This is a genomic window from Intrasporangium flavum (assembly GCF_001956915.1).
In the GTDB taxonomy this organism is placed as follows: Bacteria; Actinomycetota; Actinomycetes; order Actinomycetales; family Dermatophilaceae; genus Monashia; species Monashia flava.
In genome coordinates this window covers 73,486-93,262 of the sequence record NZ_MLJO01000022.1, presented here as the reverse complement: position 1 = coordinate 93,262, position 19,777 = coordinate 73,486, and the positions used below count along the sequence as shown (strand labels likewise).

Here is a 19,777-nt window from a genome sequence, read left to right as displayed (position 1 = left end):
AGGCCCCGGACATGGGTCCGGGCGAGGGGCGGGATGCAGGGGGGATGCATCTCGCTCCTCGCCCGGTGCGAGTCCTCAATGGGGGGCGGGACTGCGCCGGACGTCGAAGGGGTCTCGATGGGGGGAGGAGACCGGCGGGGAGGGTGTTCGCGCGCCCTCGACGTCCTGACCATCATCCCGCGCTGCGCAGGAGGAGTCGATGGTTCGACGATTCTTTGAACAAACCTTTACCTGCGGGCGGCACGCACCTCGCGACCGGGCCTTTCCGGCAGGAATCAGGACAGGACGGTCATGCGGTGCGCGGCGCGGGTCAGGGCCACGTAGAGCACCCGGACGCCGCCGGGCGACTCCCGGACGATCTCGTCGGGGTCGACGACGACGGTGGCGTCGTACTCGAGGCCCTTGGTCGACATCGGGTCGACGACCTGGACGCGCCCGTCACCGACCCCGTGGACCGACGCCAGGGCGGCGGCGTGCCGGGAGGGCGTCACGACGGCGATGGCGCCGTCGACCTCGCCGAGCAGCGCCTCGACGGCCGAGGAGACCGAGGCTGACGCGTCGGGGCCCAGCGGCAGCTGCAGCGGCTCGACCCCGGTCTCGCGGACCGCCTGCGGGATGTCGGCGTCGGGCACCTCGCGCCGCACGACCTCGGCGGCGTAGTCGAAGATCTCGCGCGCGTTGCGGTAGTTGGTGTCCATGTGGAAGGACTGGCGCTGCTGGCTGCCGAAGGCCTCCTCGCGCGCCGCCGTGGCCTCGGCCGGCTCGGGCCACGACGCCTGCGCCGCGTCGCCGACGACGGTCCACGACGCGTGCCGCCCCCGGCGTCCGATCATCCGCCACTGCATGGGGGAGAGGTCCTGGGCCTCGTCGACGAGGACGTGGGCGTACTCCTCGGGCTTGCCGATGCGCCCGGCGAGGAGGCGGTCGGTGGGGTCGCCCCCGACGACCTCGGCGCGCTTCTCGTCGCGCACCGACACCGGCTGCACCTCGGTGACGCCGTACTGGCTGAGGTCGTCGAGCTCCTCGATCTCGTAGAAGCCGCGCTCCTCCTGCGGCGCGTCCTGCACCGGGCCCAGGCGGGCCGCGACGTCGTCGACGAGCGCGACGTCGGCCACCGACCACGTGCCGGTCTCCAGGGCGGTGCGGAACGAGTCGGCGAGCAGGCCGGCCTCGTCGTCGCGCAGGGTGCCGCGGGCGTGCCGCCGCACGAGCGACTCGTCGGCGAGCCAGAGCAGCACCTGGCGCGGGTCGACCTGCGGCCACCAGGCCTGCATGAACGACTCGACGTCGAGGTGGTCCTCCCACTTGTCGACGAACTCGGCCTTGGCGTCGCGGTCGCCGGTGATGCCGAGGGAGGTCCAGGCCGCCTCGCCGAGCGCGGCCTGCGCCGCGGCGGTGGCCGCGTTGCGCTGGTGCTGGCGCAGCACCTGGGCGCGGACGCGGTCGAGGTCGCGGGCCTCGAGCCGGACGGCTCGCCCGGCGACGATGGCCCGGAACTCGGTGGGCGCCTCGGGGACGCGACCGCGGGCGGCCGCGCCGAGGAGGGTGCGGATGCGGACCGAGCCCTTGAGGCGGGCGACGGGGGGAGCGTCGAGGCGCTCGGTGCTGACGACGTCGAGGACGTCGCCGAGCGCGCGCAGCGTGACGCTCTCCTCGCCGAGCGAGGGCAGGACCCGCTCGATGTAGGCGGTGTAGGCACCCGACGGGCCGACGACGAGGATGCCCCCGGACTCGAACCGGCGCCGGTCGGAGTAGAGCAGGAAGGCCGCGCGGTGCAGGGCGACGACGGTCTTGCCGGTGCCGGGGCCGCCGGTGATCTCGGTGACGCCGCGGGCGCTCGCGCGGATCGCCTCGTCCTGGTGGGCCTGGATCGTCGCGACGATGTCGCGCATCCGGGCGCCGCGGGTTCGGGTCAGGGCGGCCATGAGGGCGCCGTCGCCGACGATGACGAGGTCGTCGGGCGCCTCGGGCACCATGAGGTCGTCCTCGACGCCGATGACCGTGGTGCCCCGGCTGCGCAGGACGCGGCGGCGCAGGACGCCCATCGGCTGGGTGGGCGTGGCCCGGTAGAACGCCGACGCGGCGGGCGCGCGCCAGTCGATGACGAGCGGCTCGTAGTCGTCGTCGCGGACGCCGAGACGGCCGATGTAGCGGACCTCGCGGTCGGCGGGGTCGGCCGGGACGGCCGTGCCTGTCGCGCCGGTCGCGGCGGTCGCGGCGGCGTGCCCGTTGGAGGTGCCGTTGGCCGCGGCGCCCTCGGCGCGCAGCATCGCGTGGTCGATGTCGAGGCGGCCGAAGACGAGGCCCTCGTACTGGGTGTCGAGGGCGGTGCGCCGGCGGGCCGCGTGGAACATCAGGGCGTCACGCTCGAAGAGGCCGGCGGCCTCCTCGTAGGCCACCTCGGCCGACTTCGTGATCTGGCCGCGGGACAGGCCCTCGGCCTGCACCGACTCGGCCCGGACGCCCGCCTTGACGAGCTCCTCGTGGACCCGGTCGACGTGCGCCTGCTCGACGGCGATCTCGCGGGCCACCTCGTCGGGGACCGCGGCCGAGGCGCGCTGGGGAGATGCGTTCGAAGTGCTCACTGACATCCATGGACGTAAGGGGCGCCCTGGGCGGCGCGGGAACCATCAAGTCTACTGTCAGGGCATGCACGAATCGGACTGCATCCCACCCACCGGCGTGCCGCTCGTCGGGCGCGTCGTCCGGCTCGACGTCACCCGCCCCGAGGACGCCGAGGGCCTGTTCGCCGTGTACTCCGACCCGCGCTGCTACGAGCAGGGCTTCCTCATGTCGCGGCCGCACGAGACCCTGGCCGACACCGAGGCCCTCGTCGCGGCGTCGGTCGCGGCCCGCGAGACCGGCCGCACCGCCTACACGGTGCGTCTCGTCGAGGACTCGCCGCTCGGCGCGGCCGGCACGGTCGTCGGGTCGAGCTCGCTCGGCGACGTCGACCTCACCCGCCAGCACGTCCACCTCGGCTGGACGATGTACGGCTCGCCGTGGTGGGGCACGGCCGTCAACCCGGAGTGCAAGTTCCTCCTGCTCGCGCACGCCTTCGAGACGTGCGGTTTCGGCCGGGTCCGCTTCCAGACCGACGTGCTCAACAACCGCTCGCGCGCCGCGATCCTCAAGCTCGGCGCGGTCTTCGAGGGCGTGACGCGTCGTGACGTGCGCCGTGCCGACGGCTCGTGGCGCGACACCGCGGTGCACTCGATCCTCGTCGAGGAGTGGCCCGACGTCCGCCACCGCCTCCGCGAGCGCCTGGCCGTCATCTCCTGAGGCGCACGTGACCCGTCCGGGCGTCCGGCTCCCCTTCTCATCGAGTGAGCACGTCGTCCCACGCGTCGCAGCTGCGTCCGCTCAGCGGTGCGCGTCGGCCGCGGCCTCGACGCGTCCGAGGTAGTCGGTCCACCACGACGCGTCCTCCTGGGGCAGGTTCTCGCGGCCGAGGAAGCGTCCGACGCTGCCGTCGAGCTGCTCGCGCATGATGTCGGCGTGCCCCGCGTGCCGGGCCGTCTCGGCGACGAGGTGGCCGAGGACGAGCCGGACGTCGACGACCGCCCGCTCGTCCGGCCACCACGGCACCCGGCCCCGGTGGTCGAGGCCGAGCGCGACGGTGTCGGCCCCGAAGGCCCACGCGTCGCGGTAGAGCGAGACGACGTCCTCGCGGGACTCCTCGGCGAAGGCGTACATGTCGTCGTTGGGCAGCGCGTCGTCGTCCCAGGCGGGCAGCGACGCCGTCACCTCGCGGCCGAAGGTGGGCCCCCAGTAGCCGAACTCGACGTAGGCGAGGTGCTTGACGAGGCCGAGCAGGTTGGTGCCCGTCGGGGTGAGCGGGCGCCGCGCGTCGTGCTCGGGCACGCCCTCGAGCTTCCACAGCATGGCGTCGCGGTGCGACTGGAGCGTCGAGACGAGCCACGCGAGGTGGTCGGGAGCCTCGGAGACCTCGGTGTTCGGCATCGGGACAGCCTCGCAGCCGGTGCGGGGCGAGCCAATAGGCTGGACGCCGTGAAGGTCCTCGTCCTCGGTTCCGGTGCCCGCGAGCACGCCCTCGTCAAGGCCGTCGCCGCCGACCCGGAGGTCGAGGCCGTCATCGCGGCCCCCGGCAACCCGGGCATCGACGCCACGGCACTCTGCGTCCCGGTCGACGTGATCGACGGTGCGGCCGTCGCCGCCCTGGCGCGCGAGCACGAGGTCGACCTCGTCGTCGTCGGGCCCGAGGCGCCGCTCGTCGCCGGGGTGGCCGACGCGTGCCGTGAGGTCGGCGTGGCGGTGTTCGGACCGTCTGCCGAGGCCGCGCGGCTCGAGGGCAGCAAGTCCTTCGCCAAGGAGGTCATGGCCGCCGCCGACGTGCCGACCGCCCTGGCCCACGTGTGCGAGACCGTCGAGGAGGTCGAGGCGGCCCTCGACGCCCTCGGTGCGCCGTATGTCGTCAAGGACGACGGGCTCGCCGCGGGCAAGGGCGTCGTCGTCACCGAGTCGCGCGCCGACGCCGTCGAGCACGGGCGCGCGTGCCTGGCCAAGACCGGTGGACGGGTCGTCGTCGAGGAGTTCCTCGACGGCCCCGAGGTGTCGGTGTTCTGCATCAGCGACGGCACGAGCGTCGTCTCGCTCTCGCCGGCCCAGGACTTCAAGCGCGTCGCCGACGACGACGCCGGCCCGAACACCGGTGGCATGGGGGCGTACTCGCCGCTCGAGTGGGCCCCCGAGGGCCTCGCCGACGACGTCGTCGCGCGGGTCGCGCAGCCGACGATCGACGAGATGCGCCGCCGCGGAACGCCTTTCGTCGGCGTTCTCTACGTCGGCCTCGCGCTCACGTCGCGCGGCCCGAAGGTCGTCGAGTTCAACGCCCGCCTCGGCGACCCCGACGGACAGGCCTCGCTCGCACGCCTCGAGACGCCCTTCGCCCAGCTGCTCTTCGCCGCGGCCACCGGCACGCTCGGCGACTTCGGCCGGCTGCGCTGGTCCGACGACCGCGCGGTCGTCGTCGTCATCGCCTCCGAGGGCTACCCGGCCTCGCCGCGCACCGGCGACCCGATCACCGGCCTCGACGCCGCGGCCGAGGTGCCGGGCGTCGTCGTGCTCCACGCCGGCACCGCGCTCGACGAGTCCGGCCAGCTGGTGTCGGCGGGCGGGCGCGTCCTCGACGTCGTCGCCGTGGGGCCGACGCTGGCCAAGGCGCGCCAGGCCGCCTACGACGCCGTCGCCGTCATCGAGCTGCCCGGCTCGCACCACCGCACCGACATCGCCCTGCGGGCCGAACGCAGCGAGATCACCGTCGGCTGAGGCGAACCTGACGGCTCGAGCCGGACTCTTCCCGACATGAGCGTCTTCACCTCGACCCGGGGCGGGCCGTCGCCCGGGGTCGTCGCACCGCCCGAGGACCGTGCGCTGTGGGGCCGCCTGGCCGACGCCGACGGCAGCGCCCTGACCGAGCTGTACCGACGGCACTGCGACGCGGTGTACAACTTCGCCTTCCGACGGACGGCGTCCTGGGCCGCCGCGGAGGACGTGGTGCAGGCGACCTTCACCGCCGCGTGGCGCCGGGCCCTCGAGGGTGCCGTGGACCCGCTGCGGGCGCCGACGGCCCGGGCCGTGCTGCTCGTCATGGCCGGCCAGGAGTGCGCCAACGTCGTGCGTTCGGCCAGGCGGCAGCGCCTCCTGCACGGGCGCATCGAGGCCGACGCCGGCGGCGTGGTCGCGGCCGACCACGCGCCGGCCACCGCGGCTCGCGTCGACGACGAGCAGCGGATGAGCGAGGTGCGTCGGGCCGTGGCGCGCATCCCGACCGCCCAGCGAGAGGTGGTCGAGCTCGTCGTCTGGTCGCACTGCTCCGTCGCCGAGGCCGCCGCTGCCCTCGGTGTGCCCGAGGGCACCGTGAAGTCCCGCCTGCACCGTGCGCGCCGCAGCCTGTCCACCGTCCTCGACGTCGACGCCCTCAAGGAGGCCCTGTCGTGAACCTGCCCCTTCCTCCCGAACGCGCCGTGCCCGACCGCCTCAGCAGGTGGCAGGCTGTGCGCGTGACCGACCTACCCCTGGACCTCCCCGGCTACGAGCACGTCTACTCCGGCAAGGTGCGCGACCTCTACGCGCCGCTCGACGCGTCCGGCGAGGTCGTGCCCGACCAGTTGCTGCTCGTCGCCTCGAACCGTCTCTCGGCCTACGACTGGATGATGTCGCCCGAGATCCCCGACAAGGGTGCGGTGCTGACGCGTCTGTCGCTGTGGTGGTTCGACCAGCTGGCCGACCTCGTGCCCAACCACGTCGTGTCCACCGACGTGCCCGACGCCGTGGCCGGGCGCGGCGTGCTCGTCCGCAGGCTCGACATGCTCAAGGTCGAGGCCATCGCCCGCGCCTACCTCACCGGTGGCGGCCTGGAGGAGTACCGGGAGAAGGGGTCGGTCTCAGGCGTCGCGCTGCCCGAGGGGCTCGTCGACGGCTCGAAGCTGCCCGAGCCCGTCTTCACGCCGACGACCAAGGCGCCGGTCGGCGAGCACGACCTCCCGATGACGCCGGTCGAGGTCGAGGCCGAGCTCGGTGCCGACGTCGCCGCCGAGGTGTCGCGCCTGACCCGCGCGATCCTGGCCCGGGGGAACGAGATCGCGGCCGAGCGGGGCATCCTCATCGCCGACACCAAGGTCGAGTTCGGGGTCGCTCCCGACGGCTCCGGCGGGCTCGTGCTCGCCGACGAGGTGCTGACCCCCGACTCGTCGCGGTTCTGGCCGGCCGAGCTGTGGGAACCCGGTCACCCGCAGCCCTCCTACGACAAGCAGTTCGTCCGCGACTGGCTCACGTCGTCCGAGTCGGGCTGGGACCGCAAGGCCGGCGGCCCGCCCCCCGAGCTGCCCGCCCGCATCGTGGAGCAGACCCGCGCCAAGTACGTCGAGGCCTACGAGCGGCTCACCGGCGAGACCTTCTGACACGGGCGCCCTCGGTGCGGTGAGCGAGGTCGGCGGCAGGTGGGAGGGTGGCGTCATGTCCGCCCTCCCCGTGGCCGTCGCCGCCGGAACGATCAGCTCGGGTCCACAGCCCAGCCTCGACGCCGGTGCCGGGCTCACGCTGCGTCCGTTCGTCGACGCCGACGCCGCGGCGCTCGTCCGCGCGTACGCCGACCCGGCCATCCAGCGCTGGCACCGCCGGTCCCTGACCCACCACGAGGCTCTCGAGTGGGTCCGGGGCCGGGCCCACGCACGGTGGCAGCGCGAGACGGGTGCCGAATGGGCGTCGTCGACTCGGCGGGAGACCTCGTCGGACGCGTCGGCCTTCCGGTCCTCCACCTCGACGAGGGCCTCGCCGAGGTCGGCTACTGGGTGCTGCCAGAAGGCCGTGGTAGGGGCGTCGCCGGTCGTGCCCTGACCGCGATGACGGACTGGCTGTTCGCCCTCGGGCTGCACCGCGTCGAGCTGATGCACTCGGTCCGCAACGAGCCGTCGTGCCGCGTCGCCGCCAAGAACGGGTTCGAGCTCGAGGGCGTGCGTCGGTCGGCCCTGCTGCACCCGGACGGCTGGCACGACATGCACCTGCACGCCCGCCTCGCCCCGGCCTGACCGCAAGAGCGTCAGGGCGTCGGGGCGTCGGCCTCGAGAAGGGCCCGGCACGTGCGCACGACGAAGTCCCGCACCTCCTCGAACCGGCCCGGGTCGTCGTCCCGGCCCGCGGCGTACCACCAGTCGCGGGCCCACCGGGCGAGCGCCGCGTCGGCCGGGCGGTCGGCCTCGACCCGGTCGGCCAGCCGGTCCGCGGCCGCCCGCTTGGACAGCTGCTCGCCCTCGGCCACGGCGCACCAGGCCCGGCACGCCGAGAGCACGGCGTAGGACTGGGCGCCCACGGGTCGCATGTCCTCGACCCACTCGGGCCAGTCGCGCACGTGGGCCAGGAGCGCCCGTCGGAGCTGCTCGTCCGGGACGACCGGCAGCACGTCGGCCGCGGGAGGGCCGGCCAGCGGCCGCCCCCGGCCGCGCACCGTGGCCCACGTGAGCACCCGGTGCCGCGTCGCCGGCAGCAGGTGGAGCGTCTCGCCGGGGCTGACCCGCATGATGACGTCGTCGGCCGCGGGGTGGCGGCCGCCCACGAGCGAGGCGACGGTCGGCAGCCCGACGGTCTCCACCTCGACGCGCCCGCGCCAGCCCGGGTGGGCGGCCTCGACGGACGCGAGGACGGGCGCGGCTGCGGCGAGGGCCTGCTCGCCGGGCGCCTCCCGCAGGGCGACGAGCACGTCGAGGTCGCTGCGGGCAGGCGTGAAGTCTCCGGCCACGAGCGAGCCGTGCACCCAGAGCCCGACGAGCCCGTCCCCGTGAGCGTCCACCAGCCCCCGCGTCAGGTCCTCGAGCACCGCCCAGGCCCCGACGCCACGTCGCATGACAACCCGCCGCCCGGCCTCGTCGAGGCCGAGGCGCCGCTCGGTGTCGCGCAGGGCCGCGAGCCCGGGCGTGAGGTCGGAGACGGGTTCGAACCCGTGCCGGGCGTAGAACGGGCCGTTCCACGGCACGTCGGCGAAGGTGCTCAGCGTCAGCGCGTCGTGGCCGGCGTGCGCGGCCCACGTCGCCGACGCGTCGAGCAGCGCGGCGCCGACGCCCCGACGCCGGGCGCGCGGGTGCACCGACAGCTGCTCGAGGTGCGCCTGGTCGTCGACCACCTCCAGGCGGGCGAAACCGACGACCTCGGGCGCGGGCGCGTCCTCGGCCACGAGGACCGCAGCCGCCTGCGCGAGCTCGGCCGTCGTCGTGGCGACGGGCGGGATCGGCCCGATGCCGTGCTCCGCGAAGATCGTGTCGGCGTCGGCCTCCAGGGCCGGCAGGCCGGGCAGGTCGTCGGAGCGGGCCGGGCGCACACGCGTCGTCACCGCGTCAGCCTGCCACGCGGCGCCGGGCGCGTGCCGCGCCGATACGGGCGTCGTGCCGGCCGTCGTGCCGGCCGTCGTGCTGAGACGCGGTCCGGAGCACGTGTGGGGGCCGATAGACTTCGGCCGTCCGAACGGACGCTCCTGACCCCGCTCAGACAGGGAGAACCACCAGCGATGGGAAGCATCGTCGTCGACGTCATGCTCAAGCCCGAGATCCTCGACCCCCAGGGGCAAGCCGTCGGCGGGGCCCTCCCGCGCCTCGGCTTCGACGGGTTCACCGACGTCCGGCAGGGCAAGCGGTTCGTCCTCACGGTCGACGGTGACGTCACCGACGAGCACCTCGCCGCGGCCCGCGAGGCCGCCGAGAAGCTGCTGTCGAACCCCGTCATCGAGGACGTCGTCTCGGTCCGCGAGCTCGAGGACCCGCAGCCGTCCGAGGAGCCCGACGAGGCCGACGAGGCCGCCGGCGACGCGGAGGCGGAGCCGAAGGACGACGCGCAGTGAAGGTCGGCGTCATCACCTTCCCCGGCTCGCTCGACGACCGTGACGCGGCCCGCGCCGTGCGCGAGTGCGGCGGCGAGGCGGTCTCCCTCTGGCACGGCGACGCGGACCTCAAGGGTGTCGACGCCGTCATCCTCCCCGGCGGGTTCTCCTACGGCGACTACCTGCGCTGCGGCGCCATCGCCCGCTTCGCGCCGGTCATGGACGCCCTCGTCCCCGCCGCCAAGGGGGGCCTGCCGGTCCTCGGCATCTGCAACGGCTTCCAGGTGCTCACCGAGAGCCACCTGCTCCCCGGCGCGCTGATCCGCAACGACCACCGCAAGTTCAACTGCGTCGACACCCGGCTCGTCGTCGAGAACGCCTCCACGGCGTGGACGCGCGAGTTCGAGGCCGGCCAGGAGATCACCATCGTCCTGAAGAACGGCGAGGGCGGCTTCGTCGCCGACGACAAGACCCTCGACAGGCTCGAGGGCGACGGACGCGTCGTGTTCCGCTACGTCACCGACGCCGAGGGCCGCAACCCCAACGGCTCGTACCGCAACATCGCCGGCATCACGAACAAGCGCGGCAACGTCGTCGGCCTCATGCCGCACCCCGAGCACTGCATCGAGGAGGGCTACGGCCCGAGCCTCGACGGCCGGGCCTTCTTCACCTCGCTGATCAAGCACACCCTCGAGAGCGCAGCCACCGCATGAGCGACACCGCAGCCACGGCCACCGCCGCCACCCCCGAGACCGGCGTCGACACCGTCGAGCACGCCGCGTCGACCCCCGACGTCGAGCAGCCCTGGGCCGAGCTCGGCCTCAAGTCCGACGAGTACGCCAACATCCGCGAGATCGTCGGCCGCCGGCCCACCATCGCCGAGCTGGCCATGTACTCGGTCATGTGGTCCGAGCACTGCTCGTACAAGTCGAGCAAGGTCCACTTCAAGCTGTGGGGCGAGAACACCACCGACGAGATGCGCGAGAAGCTCCTCGTCGGCATCGGTGAGAACGCCGGCGTCGTCGACATCGGCGACGGCTGGGCGGTCACCTTCAAGGTCGAGTCGCACAACCACCCGTCCTACGTCGAGCCCTACCAGGGCGCGGCCACCGGCGTCGGCGGCATCGTCCGCGACATCATGTCGATGGGTGCCCGCCCGATCGCCGTCATGGACCCGCTCCGCTTCGGCAACCTCCACCACCCCGACACCCAGCGCGTCCTGCCGGGCGTCATCGCCGGCGTCGGCGGCTACGGCAACTGCCTCGGCCTGCCGAACATCGGCGGCGAGGTCGTCTTCGACGACTGCTACCAGGGCAACCCGCTCGTCAACGCCCTCTGCGTCGGCGCCATGCGCGTCGAGGACATCCACCTGGCCAAGGCCAGCGGCGTCGGCAACAAGGTCATCCTCTTCGGCGCCAAGACCGGCGGCGACGGCATCGGCGGCGTCTCGGTCCTCGCGTCCGAGACCTTCGAGGCCGGCGGACCGGCCAAGCGCCCGGCCGTTCAGGTCGGCGACCCCTTCGCCGAGAAGGTGCTCATCGAGTGCTGCCTCGACCTCTACAAGGCGGGCGTCGTCGACGGCATCCAGGACCTCGGCGGTGCCGGGCTGTCCTGTGCCACCAGCGAGCTCGCGAGCAACGGCGACGGCGGCATGCACGTCGAGCTCGACCGGGTGCCGCTGCGCGACGCGACCCTCGAGCCGCACGAGATCCTCATGTCCGAGTCGCAGGAACGGATGATGGCGGTCGTCGAGCCGAAGCACCTCGACGAGTTCATGGCCATCACCGACCGCTGGGACGTCGAGGCCACGGTCGTCGGCGAGGTCACCGACGGCGACCACCTCGTCATCACGTGGCACGGCGAGGTCATCGTCGACGTGCCGCCGCGCTCGGTGGCCCACGAGGGCCCGACCTACAACCGTCCGCTGGCCCGGCCGGACTACCTCGACGCGCTCAACGCCGACTCGGCCGCGACGCTCGAGCGCCCGGAGTCCGGCGACGACGTCCGCGCCCAGCTGCTGACCCTCCTCGGTTCGCCGAACCTGTGCGACAAGTCGTGGGTCACCGACCAGTACGACCGCTACGTGCTCGGCAACACGGCGCTCGCCCAGCCCGACGACGCCGGCGTGGTCCGCGTCGACGAGGAGACCGGCCGCGGCGTGGCCGTCTCCACCGACTGCAACGGCCGCTTCGCCAAGCTCGACCCGTACGCCGGCGCCCAGCTCGCGCTCGCCGAGGCCTACCGCAACGTCGTCACGGCCGGTGCCGAGCCCCTGGCCGTCACCGACTGCCTCAACTTCGGCTCGCCGGAGGACCCGGGCGTCATGTGGCAGTTCCGCGAGGCGATCCGCGGCATCGCCGAGGGCTGCAAGACCCTCGGCATCCCGGTCACCGGCGGCAACGTCTCCTTCTACAACCAGACCGGCGACGTCGCGATCCACCCGACGCCCGTCATCGGGGTCCTCGGTGTCATGGAGGACGTCTCGAAGCGCTCCGGCTCGGGCTTCCGCTCCGACGACGCGCACGTCTACCTGCTCGGCACGACGCGCGACGAGCTCGACGGCTCCGAGTGGGCGCACGTCGTGCACAAGCACCTCGGCGGCCTGCCGCCGAAGGTCGACCTCGCCGCCGAGCAGGCGCTCGGCGAGGCCCTCGTCCGCGCGGCCAAGGCCGGCGTCGTCGAGGCCGCGCACGACCTCTCCGAGGGTGGCCTCGCGATCGGCCTGGCCGAGATGGCGATGCGCCACGGCGTCGGCGTCATCGTCGACGGCCTCGACAGGGTCGGCACGACCGACGGCGGCGAGCCGCTCGACGCGTTCACGGCGCTCTTCTCCGAGTCGGCCGCGCGCGTGCTCGTGGCGGTCCCGGCCGGCCACGCGGCCGAGTTCGAGCAGCTGCTCGCCGAGGTCCCACACGTGCGCATCGGCGTCACGGGCGGCCGCGACGTCGAGGTCACCGACCTGTTCACGGTGTCGGTGTCCGAGCTGCGCTCGGCGCACCAGTTCACGATGCCGGCGGTCTTCGGCGCCTAGTCGACCCGTTCTCCCGCGAGGGGCCGCGCCCGGTCGGGTGCCGCCCCTCGCGCGTGTCACACGACCCGCCAGCCGGACGCGTCGGGCGGTTCGGGGCTGCGGGTCCCGTCGTCCCCGAACGGTTTCGCGCCGGCGCACAGGCGCTCGAGCTCGTCGCCGACCCGGAGGCCGGTGGGCAGCGACGCCCGGGCGACGTCGCGGCGCAGCCGCTCGAGGGGGAGCGGCGCGCGCGAGGCGGCGAGCACGGCGTTGCCGAAGCGTCGACGCTTGAGCACCTCGTGGGTCGCGACGACCGCCACCTCGGGCAGCACCTGGCGGACGGTCGCGACGACGCGCGACACCCAGCGCAGGCCCGGCTCGTCGGCGAGGTTCCACAGCGCGACGCCACCGGGCTCGAGCACCCGGGCCAGCTGCGTCGCGTAGGCCGTGCCGACGAGCTCGGCGGGTACCCGGCCGCCGGCGTAGGCGTCGGTGACGACGACCCCGGCCGACGCGTCGCGCAGGCCGGCGACGCCGGTGCGGCCGTCGACGGGCCGCACCCGGATGCGGTGGCGGCGGGGGAGCGGCACCTGCTCGCGGACGAGTGCGGTCAGCTCGGCGTCGGGCTCGAGGACGATCTGCGGCGAGCCCGGACGCGTCGCCTCGACGTAGCGGGGCAGCGTCAGCCCGGCGCCGCCGACGTGCGTCACGGTGAGCGGCGCGGGCGGTGCGGGGGCGAGGGCGTCGAGGACGAGCGCGAGGTGCTGGACGTACTCGAAGACGAGCACGGTCGGGTCGTCGGGCTGCACGTGCGACTGCGGCGAGCCGTCCATGTGCACGGTGACGCCGCCGCGTTCGTCCCACTCGAGGGCGACGTGGCTCGCAGTTCTCGTGCCGGCCGGGGGTCCGTGGGGGTCGGGGCCGCCCCGTCGAGCGCGGGCGCTCACGTGCGGCTCACGTGAGGTCGACGACGAGCTGGCGCTGCTCGCCGTACCGGCGGAAGCCGACCGAGCGCAGGATCGGCGAGGACGTCTCGACCCTGCCGTGGGTCAGCGCGAGGGTGGCACCGGCGTCGACGACGTGTCGCAGCCGCGCCTCGAGCACCGCGCGGTAGGCGCCGCGGCCGCGCAGGTCGGGGTGGGTGCCCGCGCCCCAGAAGCGGGCCACCGGCCCGACCAGGGTCCAGCCGCCGGTGCTCGCCGCCCGACCGTCGACGGAGGCCAGGACGCGACCGCCGGAGCCGTCGGCCAGGCCCTTGTCGACTTCCGCGACGCTGAGGTCGACCTCGGCGTCGTCGGGCTCCTGACCGCCGAAGGCGAGCTGGCTGATGACGAGCGAGTCGAGCACGTCGCCGCGGTCGACGACGCGGTGCACCTCGACGTCGCCGGGCACGCCGAGGTCCGGAACGTGGCCCTGCGAGAGGTCCAGGGCGAGCACGTCCATCCGCTCGGCCACGGTGCCCCCGCGGCGCACGATCTCCTGCTCCACGCCGGGGGTCGTCGTGTCCGACACGGCCCACCACAGCCGGTCCCTGCCGAGGCCCCGGGCCACGGCGTGCACCTCGTCGACGAGGTCACGGGGGTCGCGGGCGGCGGTGCCGGAGCTGAGGACCCGCGCGCCGGTCGGGGTGAGGAACGTCTCCGGGTACGCGACGACGAGGTACTCCTCCGTGCGGACGCTGCGCGCGAAGTCGGGCACCCAGGACCACTCGGTCGACGCGGCGAGCACCGCGGCGTCGTCCCACGGCGTCGGTGCTCCGCTGGGCGTCGGTCGGTGCTGGTCTGGCGTCACCGGACCAGCCTAGGAGGGCGGCGGGGTCAGGAGCCCATCGCGGTGGTGCCGTCGGACATGACCGGCGAGATGAGGCCGAAGACGTTGCCGTCGGGGTCGTGGAGGTAGGCCAGGCGCCCGACGCCCTGCATGTCGTTGGGCGCGATGGCCTCGGTGCCGCCGAGCTCGAGGCCCTTGGCGAAGAGGCCGTCGACGTCGTCGACCGCGACGACGAGGTTGGCGCCGTTGACGGCGCCGCCCGTCTCCGGCCTCGGGCCCTGGCGCTGGGTCAGGCCGCCGTTGATGCCCTGGCCGGGGCCGCCCTGGTGCATCGACTCCTCGCCGGTGTCGATGGACCAGTACGGCATGTCGCCGAACTGCTGGAAGGACCAGCCGAGCAGCCGGCCGTAGAAGTCGGCGAGGACCGCGGGGTCCGAGCCGTGGATCTCGAAGTGGACGACGAGGTTGGACATGGCGGCTCCTTCGCGGCGCGTCGGCCACCCGGTGCGCTCCGGGTGGTCCTCCCGACGCTACGACCCGGCGCCGACAGCGACAACGGTTCGGGGACGCCGCCGTTCGGTACTACCGTCGGGGCATGCGCTTCGGTCTCGCGATCCTGCCCGAGCACGCCTGGTCCGTCGCCGAGCCGATGTGGCGCGAGGCCGACGCGATGGGCTTCGACCACCTCTGGACCTTCGACCACATCACGTGGGGCGGCCTGCCCGAGTCGCCGTGGTTCGCCGCCGTGCCGACCCTCGCCGCGGCGGCCGCGGTCACCTCGAACGCCCGCCTCGGCACCTTCGTGTCCTCGCCGAACAACCACCACCCGGTCCAGTTCATGCGCGAGGTCCTGGCCCTCGACGACATCTCCGGCGGCCGGTTCCTGCTCGGCATCGGCACGGGCGGCGACCTCGACTCGCGCATCACCGGCGACGACCTCCCGCTCAAGGAGCGCGTCGCCCGGTTCCACGAGTTCACCGACCTGCTCGACCGGCTGCTGCGCGAGGACCGGGTGTCGGCCGACGGTCGCTTCTACTCGGCGCGCGACGTCCAGACGCGTCCGGGCCCGGTGCGCGGGCTGCCCGAGGGCCACCGGGTCCCGCTCGTCATCGCCGCCAACGGCCCGCGCTCCATCCGGCTCGCCGTGCGGCGTGGCGACGCGTGGATGACCTACGGCGGCAGCGCCGACACCGACGCGGAGTGGTGGGCCCTCGTGGCCGGCCACTGCCGCGTCGTCGAGGAGACGCTCGAGGCGTCGGGCCGCGCCCCGGGCAGCCTCGACCGCTACCTCAACCTCGACAGCGCCCCGACGTTCTCGCTGAGCAGCGTCGACGCGTTCGAGGACGCCGTCGGCCGCGCCGCCGACCTCGGCTTCACCGACGTCATCACGCACTGGCCGCGGGCCACCGAGCCGTACCGTGGCAACCGGTCGGTGCTCGACGCGGTCGTCGCCGACGTCATCCCGCGCCTGCGCTGACACGCCTGCACTGACGCGTCCGGACACGTCCGGGCGGGCGTCGGGCTGACGCGTCGGTGCGCGTGGGTGGGCGTCGGTGCGCGGGGCTAGGCTGCCGCCCATGCCGCCTCGCCGACGCACCCCGGTCGACGCGGGTCGAGCCGCCCTGCAGGCCTGCCGCGCCGCCGACTTCACGGTCGACCGGTCGACGCTGGCCACGGCCGTGCGCTACACCCTCGAGGAGCTCGCCACGGTCGCCCCGGGCCGCACCGTCGAGGTGCGCGTGCCGCCGTTCGGCGCCGCCCAGTGCATCGAGGGGCCCGTGCACCGACGCGGCACCCCACCCAACGTCATCGAGACCGACGCCGACACGTGGCTGCGCCTGGCCGTCGGCGACCTGTCGTGGGAGGACGCCGTCGACGCCGCCCGGGTGCGCGCCAGCGGCCAGCGGGCCCACCTCGACGGCCTGCTGCCGCTGCGCTCGCTTACGCTGTGACCGTGAGTCCCGACGTCCCCCGCACCCCGAACTTCAAGCGCTTCCTCGTCACCGGGGCCCTCGTGGGGCTCGTCATCGGCGTGTTCATCGGCCTGCGCGAGCCGGGCGGCCCCAGCTACTCCGTGACGAAGTCCTACGACATCGGCACCGCGGTCCTGTTCCTCGGCGCGCTCGGGGTGTTCCTCGGCGCGGGCCTGGCCGGCATCATCGCGCTCCTGCTCGACCGCACGGGCCGCGACGGCTCGTGAGCCCGGCGCCGCGCGGAGGGCCCCTCGCGGGCGTCCGCGTCGTCGAGCTGGCCGGCATCGGCCCGTCGCCGTTCGCGGCGATGCTCCTGGCCGACCTCGGCGCCGACGTCGTCCGCGTCGACCGCCCGGGGCTCTCGCCGCTGCCGGTGCCGCTCGAGCCCGAGCACGACCTGCTCCGCCGCGGCCGCCCCTCGGTCGCCCTCGACCTCAAGCACCCTGACGGCCTCGCGGCCGCCCTGCACCTCGTCGAGCAGGCCGACGTGCTCGTCGAGGGCTACCGCCCCGGCGTCGCCGAGCGGCTCGGCCTCGGCCCCGACACCTGCCTCGAGCGCAACCCGCGGCTCGTCTACGGCCGGATGACCGGCTGGGGCCAGGACGGCCCGCTCGCGCAGGCCGCGGGCCACGACATCGGCTACATCGCCATCACCGGGGCCCTCGGGGCCATCGGCCGTCAAGGCGGCCCGCCGCAGGTGCCGGTCAACCTCGTCGGCGACTTCGGCGGCGGCGCGCTCTACCTCGTCGTCGGCGTCCTCGCGGCGCTGCTCGAGGCGCGCACGAGCGGGAAGGGGCAGGTCGTCGACGCCGCGATCGTCGACGGCACGGCGCACGTCTCCTCACTCGTCCTGGGCCTCCTAGGTGCCGGTCTCTGGAGCGACCGCCGCGGCACCAACCTCCTCGACACCGGCGCCCCGTTCTACGACGTCTACGAGACGAGCGACGCCGGCTGGATGGCCGTCGGCCCCCTCGAGCAGGCCTTCTACGACACGTTCCTCGAGCTGCTCGGGCTCACCGACGTCGCCCCGAACCGCCTCGACCCGAGCGAGTGGCCGGCGCTGCGCACCCTCCTCGCCGACACGTTCCGCACCCGCACGCGCGACGCGTGGGCCGCGCTGTTCGAGGGCACCGACGCGTGCGTCGAGCCGGTGCTGTCCTACGCGGAGGCGCCCGCCCATCCGCACCTCGCCGCGCGCGGCACCTACGTCGAGCACCACGGCGTCGTGCAGCCCGCGCCGGCTCCGCGGTTCTCCCGCACGCCGGCCGCGCTCACGACGCCACCCTCGCCGGTCGGCGCCGACACCCGGGCCGCGCTCACGGCGTGGGGTGTGCCCGACGTCGAGGGGCTGCTGGCGTCCGGGGCTGCCCTCGACACGTCGGAGGCGTCGGTGCCGTGAGGCTCTTCGTCGCGCTCGTCCCGCCCGACGACGCGCTCGACCACCTCGCCGCCCACGTCGAACCCCGCCGCGAGGCCGGGGCCGAGCTGCGCTGGACCGACCCGCACCAGTGGCACGTCACCCTCGCCTTCCTCGGCGCGGTGCCCGACCGCAGCCTCGACCCCCTCACCGATGCCCTCGCGTCCGTCGCGTCGCGGCGCGAGCCGCTCGTGCTGCGGCTGTCCGGGGCCGGCGTCTTCCCGAACCCCTACGCGGCCCGCGTGCTGTGGGCCGGCGTCGAGGTGCTCCACGGCGACCTGCGCGCCCTGGCCCGGGCCACGCGCGGCGCCGCGAACGGCGTCGGGGCCACTCCTGACGGCACCCGTTTCCACCCGCACGTCACGCTCGGGCGCTTCCCGCGGCCGGCCGAGGCCACGCGCTGGCTGCGCGCGCTCGACGCCTACGAGGGGCCGACGTGGCGGGCCGACGAGGTCGTCCTCGTCGAGTCGCACCTCGGCGAGGGCCGCGGACGCCGTACGCGGTACGAGGTGCTGGCCTCGCTCCCGCTCGGCCGGCCGGCCGACTGAGCCGGACGCGTCGGCGCCGGGAGGGCCGTGGCGGGCGTCCCGGGTGGGACGCGTCGGGCGGCCCCTCGCGGCTGTGCGACACTGGGCCCGTGGCACGCGGCGACGGTCGACTGAACCATGACCTCATCCCCGGCGAGAAGGGCCCGCAGGATGCCTGCGGGGTCTTCGGCGTCTGGGCCCCGGGAGAGGACGTCGCGAAGCTGACGTACTTCGGGTTGTACGCCCTGCAGCACCGCGGGCAGGAGTCGGCGGGCATCGCCACCGGCGACGGCGAGAAGATCCTCGTCTACAAGGACATGGGGCTCGTCTCGCAGGTCTTCGACGAGACCGCCCTCAGCTCGCTGCGCGGGCACCTGGCCATCGGCCACACGCGCTACTCCACGACCGGCGGGTCGACGTGGGAGAACGCCCAGCCGACGCTCGGCGGCACCGGCCACAGCACGCTGGCCCTGGCCCACAACGGCAACCTCATCAACACCGTCGAGCTGCGCGCCCTCGTCGACGAGCACTTCGGCGGCACGCGCGTCACCGGCGAGCTCGCCCGCGGCAACACCTCCGACACCGCCCTCGTCACGACGCTCCTGGCCGCCGACGAGGACCGCACCCCCGAGCAGGCCGCCCTCGACCTGCTGCCGAAGCTGCGCGGCGCCTTCTCCTTCGTCTTCATGGACGAGCAGACGCTCTACGCCGCCCGCGACCCGTGGGGCGTCCGGCCGCTCGCGCTCGGACGCCTCGAGCGCGGCTGGGTCGTCGCGTCCGAGACCGCCGCGCTGCAGACCATCGGTGCCTCGGTCATCCGCGAGGTCGAGCCCGGCGAGCTCATCGCCATCGACGAGAACGGCCTGCGATCGCACAAGTTCGCCGAGCCCCAGCCCAAGGGCTGCGTCTTCGAGTACGTCTACCTCGCGCGCCCCGACGCCGTCATCCGCGGCCGCGTCGTGCACGAGGCCCGCGTCGAGATGGGCCGGGTCCTGGCCCGCGAGCACGCCGTCGACGCCGACCTCGTCATCGGCGTCCCGGAGTCGGGCGTGCCTGCGGCCGTGGGCTACTCGCAGGAGTCCGGCATCCCGTTCGGGCAGGGCTTCGTCAAGAACGCCTACGTCGGGCGCACCTTCATCCAGCCGTCGCAGACGCTGCGCCAGCTCGGCATCCGGCTCAAGCTCAACCCGCTCGAGCACACGATCCGCGGCAAGCGGCTCGTCGTCGTCGACGACTCGATCGTGCGCGGCAACACCCAGCGCGCCCAGATCCGGATGCTCCGCGAGGCCGGCGCCGCCGAGGTGCACGTGCGCATCTCCTCGCCGCCCGTGCAGTGGCCGTGCTTCTACGGCATCGACTTCGCGACGCGCGCCGAGCTCATCGCCACCGGCCTCGGCACCGAGGAGATCCGCGCCTCGATCGGCGCCGACTCGCTCGGGTACATCTCCGAGGAGGGCATGATCGGGGCCACCCAGCAGCCGCGCGAGCAGCTGTGCTCCGCGTGCTTCACCGGGAAGTACCCGATCGAGCTGCCCGAGGACGGCCAGATCGGCAAGCACGTGCTCGAGACCCTCCCGCTGACGGTCCGCACCGGCCACGACCGTTCGGTCGACGTCGAGGGCGTCACCCTCGGCGTCTCCGCCGGCGGCGAGAACGCCCTCCAGCACCCCTGACCCCGCGCACTCCGCCCTCCCTTCCGTATCGAGGTAATCGGCGACCGTATGTGGTCGGTGAATACCTCGATCGGGGCCA

Annotated in this window: 19 protein-coding genes and 1 pseudogene; 14 read left to right on the top strand and 6 right to left on the bottom strand. The window is 74.2% G+C overall.

Features of this window, described 5'->3' with window-relative positions; genetic code table 11:
- Positions 1–275: 275 nt before the first annotated feature.
- Positions 276–2,591: a HelD family protein gene (locus tag BIV28_RS16110; protein WP_076263511.1), complete on the bottom strand. Its 2,316-nt coding sequence runs from the start codon at positions 2,589–2,591 to the stop codon at positions 276–278.
- A 58-nt stretch (positions 2,592–2,649) separates the two neighbouring features.
- Between BIV28_RS16110 and BIV28_RS16105 the strand changes: the two genes are divergently transcribed.
- On the top strand, positions 2,650–3,282 hold the full coding sequence (locus BIV28_RS16105; RefSeq protein WP_076263509.1) for a GNAT family N-acetyltransferase: 633 nt from the start codon (positions 2,650–2,652) through the stop codon (positions 3,280–3,282).
- A gap of 81 nt (positions 3,283–3,363) precedes the next feature.
- Here the strand turns inward: BIV28_RS16105 and BIV28_RS16100 are convergent, their stop codons facing one another.
- Positions 3,364–3,963, bottom strand: a complete 600-nt coding sequence (locus BIV28_RS16100) for a DinB family protein (RefSeq protein WP_076263508.1) — start codon at positions 3,961–3,963, stop codon at positions 3,364–3,366.
- A 48-nt stretch (positions 3,964–4,011) separates the two neighbouring features.
- Between BIV28_RS16100 and purD the strand changes: the two genes are divergently transcribed.
- From purD to BIV28_RS20530, 4 genes and pseudogenes are all read left to right on the top strand, one after another.
- Positions 4,012–5,289, top strand: coding sequence for a phosphoribosylamine--glycine ligase (gene purD, locus BIV28_RS16095; RefSeq protein ID WP_076263506.1), 1,278 nt, complete (start codon positions 4,012–4,014; stop codon positions 5,287–5,289).
- Positions 5,290–5,325: 36 nt separating this feature from the next.
- On the top strand, positions 5,326–5,961 hold the full coding sequence (locus tag BIV28_RS16090) for an RNA polymerase sigma factor (RefSeq protein ID WP_076263505.1): 636 nt from the start codon (positions 5,326–5,328) through the stop codon (positions 5,959–5,961).
- 56 nt (positions 5,962–6,017) lie between these two features.
- Positions 6,018–6,923, top strand: a complete 906-nt coding sequence (locus tag BIV28_RS16085; protein WP_076263610.1) for a phosphoribosylaminoimidazolesuccinocarboxamide synthase — start codon at positions 6,018–6,020, stop codon at positions 6,921–6,923.
- Positions 6,924–6,978: 55 nt separating this feature from the next.
- Positions 6,979–7,550, top strand: a pseudogene (locus BIV28_RS20530) (GNAT family N-acetyltransferase).
- A gap of 11 nt (positions 7,551–7,561) precedes the next feature.
- Here BIV28_RS20530 and BIV28_RS16075 read toward each other — a convergent pair.
- Complete coding sequence (locus BIV28_RS16075; RefSeq protein WP_207556034.1) at positions 7,562–8,845, bottom strand: GNAT family N-acetyltransferase; 1,284 nt, start codon at positions 8,843–8,845, stop codon at positions 7,562–7,564.
- Between the two features lie 174 nt (positions 8,846–9,019).
- On the opposite strand from BIV28_RS16075, the gene purS reads away from it, so the two are divergent.
- Genes purS through purL form a run of 3 tightly spaced genes read left to right on the top strand, consistent with a single transcriptional unit; the run spans position 9,020 to position 12,359 of the window.
- Complete coding sequence (gene purS, locus BIV28_RS16070; RefSeq protein ID WP_076263501.1) at positions 9,020–9,349, top strand: phosphoribosylformylglycinamidine synthase subunit PurS; 330 nt, start codon at positions 9,020–9,022, stop codon at positions 9,347–9,349.
- Positions 9,346–10,041 (top strand): phosphoribosylformylglycinamidine synthase subunit PurQ, encoded by a 696-nt coding sequence (gene purQ / locus BIV28_RS16065; protein WP_076263499.1) that lies wholly within the window; start codon positions 9,346–9,348, stop codon positions 10,039–10,041. Before purS ends, purQ begins: the two co-directional genes overlap by 4 nt.
- On the top strand, positions 10,038–12,359 hold the full coding sequence (gene purL / locus BIV28_RS16060; RefSeq protein ID WP_076263497.1) for a phosphoribosylformylglycinamidine synthase subunit PurL: 2,322 nt from the start codon (positions 10,038–10,040) through the stop codon (positions 12,357–12,359). The genes purQ and purL overlap by 4 nt, the downstream gene beginning before the upstream one ends.
- A gap of 56 nt (positions 12,360–12,415) precedes the next feature.
- Here purL and BIV28_RS16055 read toward each other — a convergent pair whose 3' ends face one another.
- Genes BIV28_RS16055 through BIV28_RS16045 form a run of 3 tightly spaced genes read right to left on the bottom strand, consistent with a single transcriptional unit; the run spans position 12,416 to position 14,581 of the window.
- Positions 12,416–13,285, bottom strand: coding sequence for a spermidine synthase (locus BIV28_RS16055; protein WP_423221544.1), 870 nt, complete (start codon positions 13,283–13,285; stop codon positions 12,416–12,418).
- Positions 13,286–13,292: 7 nt separating this feature from the next.
- Entirely contained in the window at positions 13,293–14,129 is an 837-nt protein-coding gene (locus BIV28_RS20080; RefSeq protein ID WP_207556033.1) for a GNAT family N-acetyltransferase, read from the bottom strand.
- Positions 14,130–14,155: 26 nt separating this feature from the next.
- On the bottom strand, positions 14,156–14,581 hold the full coding sequence (locus tag BIV28_RS16045; protein WP_076263493.1) for a VOC family protein: 426 nt from the start codon (positions 14,579–14,581) through the stop codon (positions 14,156–14,158).
- A 122-nt stretch (positions 14,582–14,703) separates the two neighbouring features.
- Between BIV28_RS16045 and BIV28_RS16040 the strand changes: the two genes are divergently transcribed.
- The 6 genes from BIV28_RS16040 to purF all read left to right on the top strand — a co-directional run bounded on the left by BIV28_RS16040 (position 14,704) and on the right by purF (position 19,698).
- Positions 14,704–15,585 carry an LLM class flavin-dependent oxidoreductase gene (locus BIV28_RS16040; RefSeq protein WP_076263491.1) on the top strand — a complete coding sequence of 294 codons (882 nt, stop codon included), beginning with the start codon at positions 14,704–14,706 and terminating at the stop codon, positions 15,583–15,585.
- A gap of 100 nt (positions 15,586–15,685) precedes the next feature.
- Positions 15,686–16,060, top strand: coding sequence for a sterol carrier family protein (locus tag BIV28_RS16035; RefSeq protein ID WP_076263490.1), 375 nt, complete (start codon positions 15,686–15,688; stop codon positions 16,058–16,060).
- A 2-nt stretch (positions 16,061–16,062) separates the two neighbouring features.
- The gene (locus BIV28_RS16030) at positions 16,063–16,308 is read left to right on the top strand and encodes a hypothetical protein (RefSeq protein ID WP_076263608.1); all 246 of its coding nucleotides are present in this window, start codon (positions 16,063–16,065) and stop codon (positions 16,306–16,308) included.
- Positions 16,305–17,480, top strand: coding sequence for a CaiB/BaiF CoA transferase family protein (locus BIV28_RS16025; RefSeq protein WP_076263488.1), 1,176 nt, complete (start codon positions 16,305–16,307; stop codon positions 17,478–17,480). The genes BIV28_RS16030 and BIV28_RS16025 overlap by 4 nt, the downstream gene beginning before the upstream one ends.
- Positions 17,477–18,046, top strand: coding sequence for an RNA 2',3'-cyclic phosphodiesterase (gene thpR / locus BIV28_RS16020; protein WP_076263487.1), 570 nt, complete (start codon positions 17,477–17,479; stop codon positions 18,044–18,046). The genes BIV28_RS16025 and thpR overlap by 4 nt, the downstream gene beginning before the upstream one ends.
- Before the next feature lie 89 nt (positions 18,047–18,135).
- Positions 18,136–19,698, top strand: a complete 1,563-nt coding sequence (purF, locus tag BIV28_RS16015; protein ID WP_076263485.1) for an amidophosphoribosyltransferase — start codon at positions 18,136–18,138, stop codon at positions 19,696–19,698.
- Positions 19,699–19,777: the final 79 nt, after the last annotated feature.

Excerpts from the sequence above, each read along its gene's own strand:
- purL (WP_076263497.1), top strand. The coding sequence starts at position 10,038 with ATGAGCGACACCGCAGCCACGGCCACCGCCGCCACCCCCGAGACCGGC.
- BIV28_RS16105 (WP_076263509.1), top strand. The coding sequence starts at position 2,650 with ATGCACGAATCGGACTGCATCCCACCCACCGGCGTGCCGCTCGTCGGG.
- BIV28_RS16035 (WP_076263490.1), top strand. The coding sequence starts at position 15,686 with ATGCCGCCTCGCCGACGCACCCCGGTCGACGCGGGTCGAGCCGCCCTG.
- BIV28_RS16110 (WP_076263511.1), bottom strand. The coding sequence starts at position 2,591 with ATGTCAGTGAGCACTTCGAACGCATCTCCCCAGCGCGCCTCGGCCGCG.
- BIV28_RS16100 (WP_076263508.1), bottom strand. The coding sequence starts at position 3,963 with ATGCCGAACACCGAGGTCTCCGAGGCTCCCGACCACCTCGCGTGGCTC.
- BIV28_RS16040 (WP_076263491.1), top strand. The coding sequence starts at position 14,704 with ATGCGCTTCGGTCTCGCGATCCTGCCCGAGCACGCCTGGTCCGTCGCC.
- purS (WP_076263501.1), top strand. The coding sequence starts at position 9,020 with ATGGGAAGCATCGTCGTCGACGTCATGCTCAAGCCCGAGATCCTCGAC.
- BIV28_RS16090 (WP_076263505.1), top strand. The coding sequence starts at position 5,326 with ATGAGCGTCTTCACCTCGACCCGGGGCGGGCCGTCGCCCGGGGTCGTC.
- BIV28_RS16045 (WP_076263493.1), bottom strand. The coding sequence starts at position 14,581 with ATGTCCAACCTCGTCGTCCACTTCGAGATCCACGGCTCGGACCCCGCG.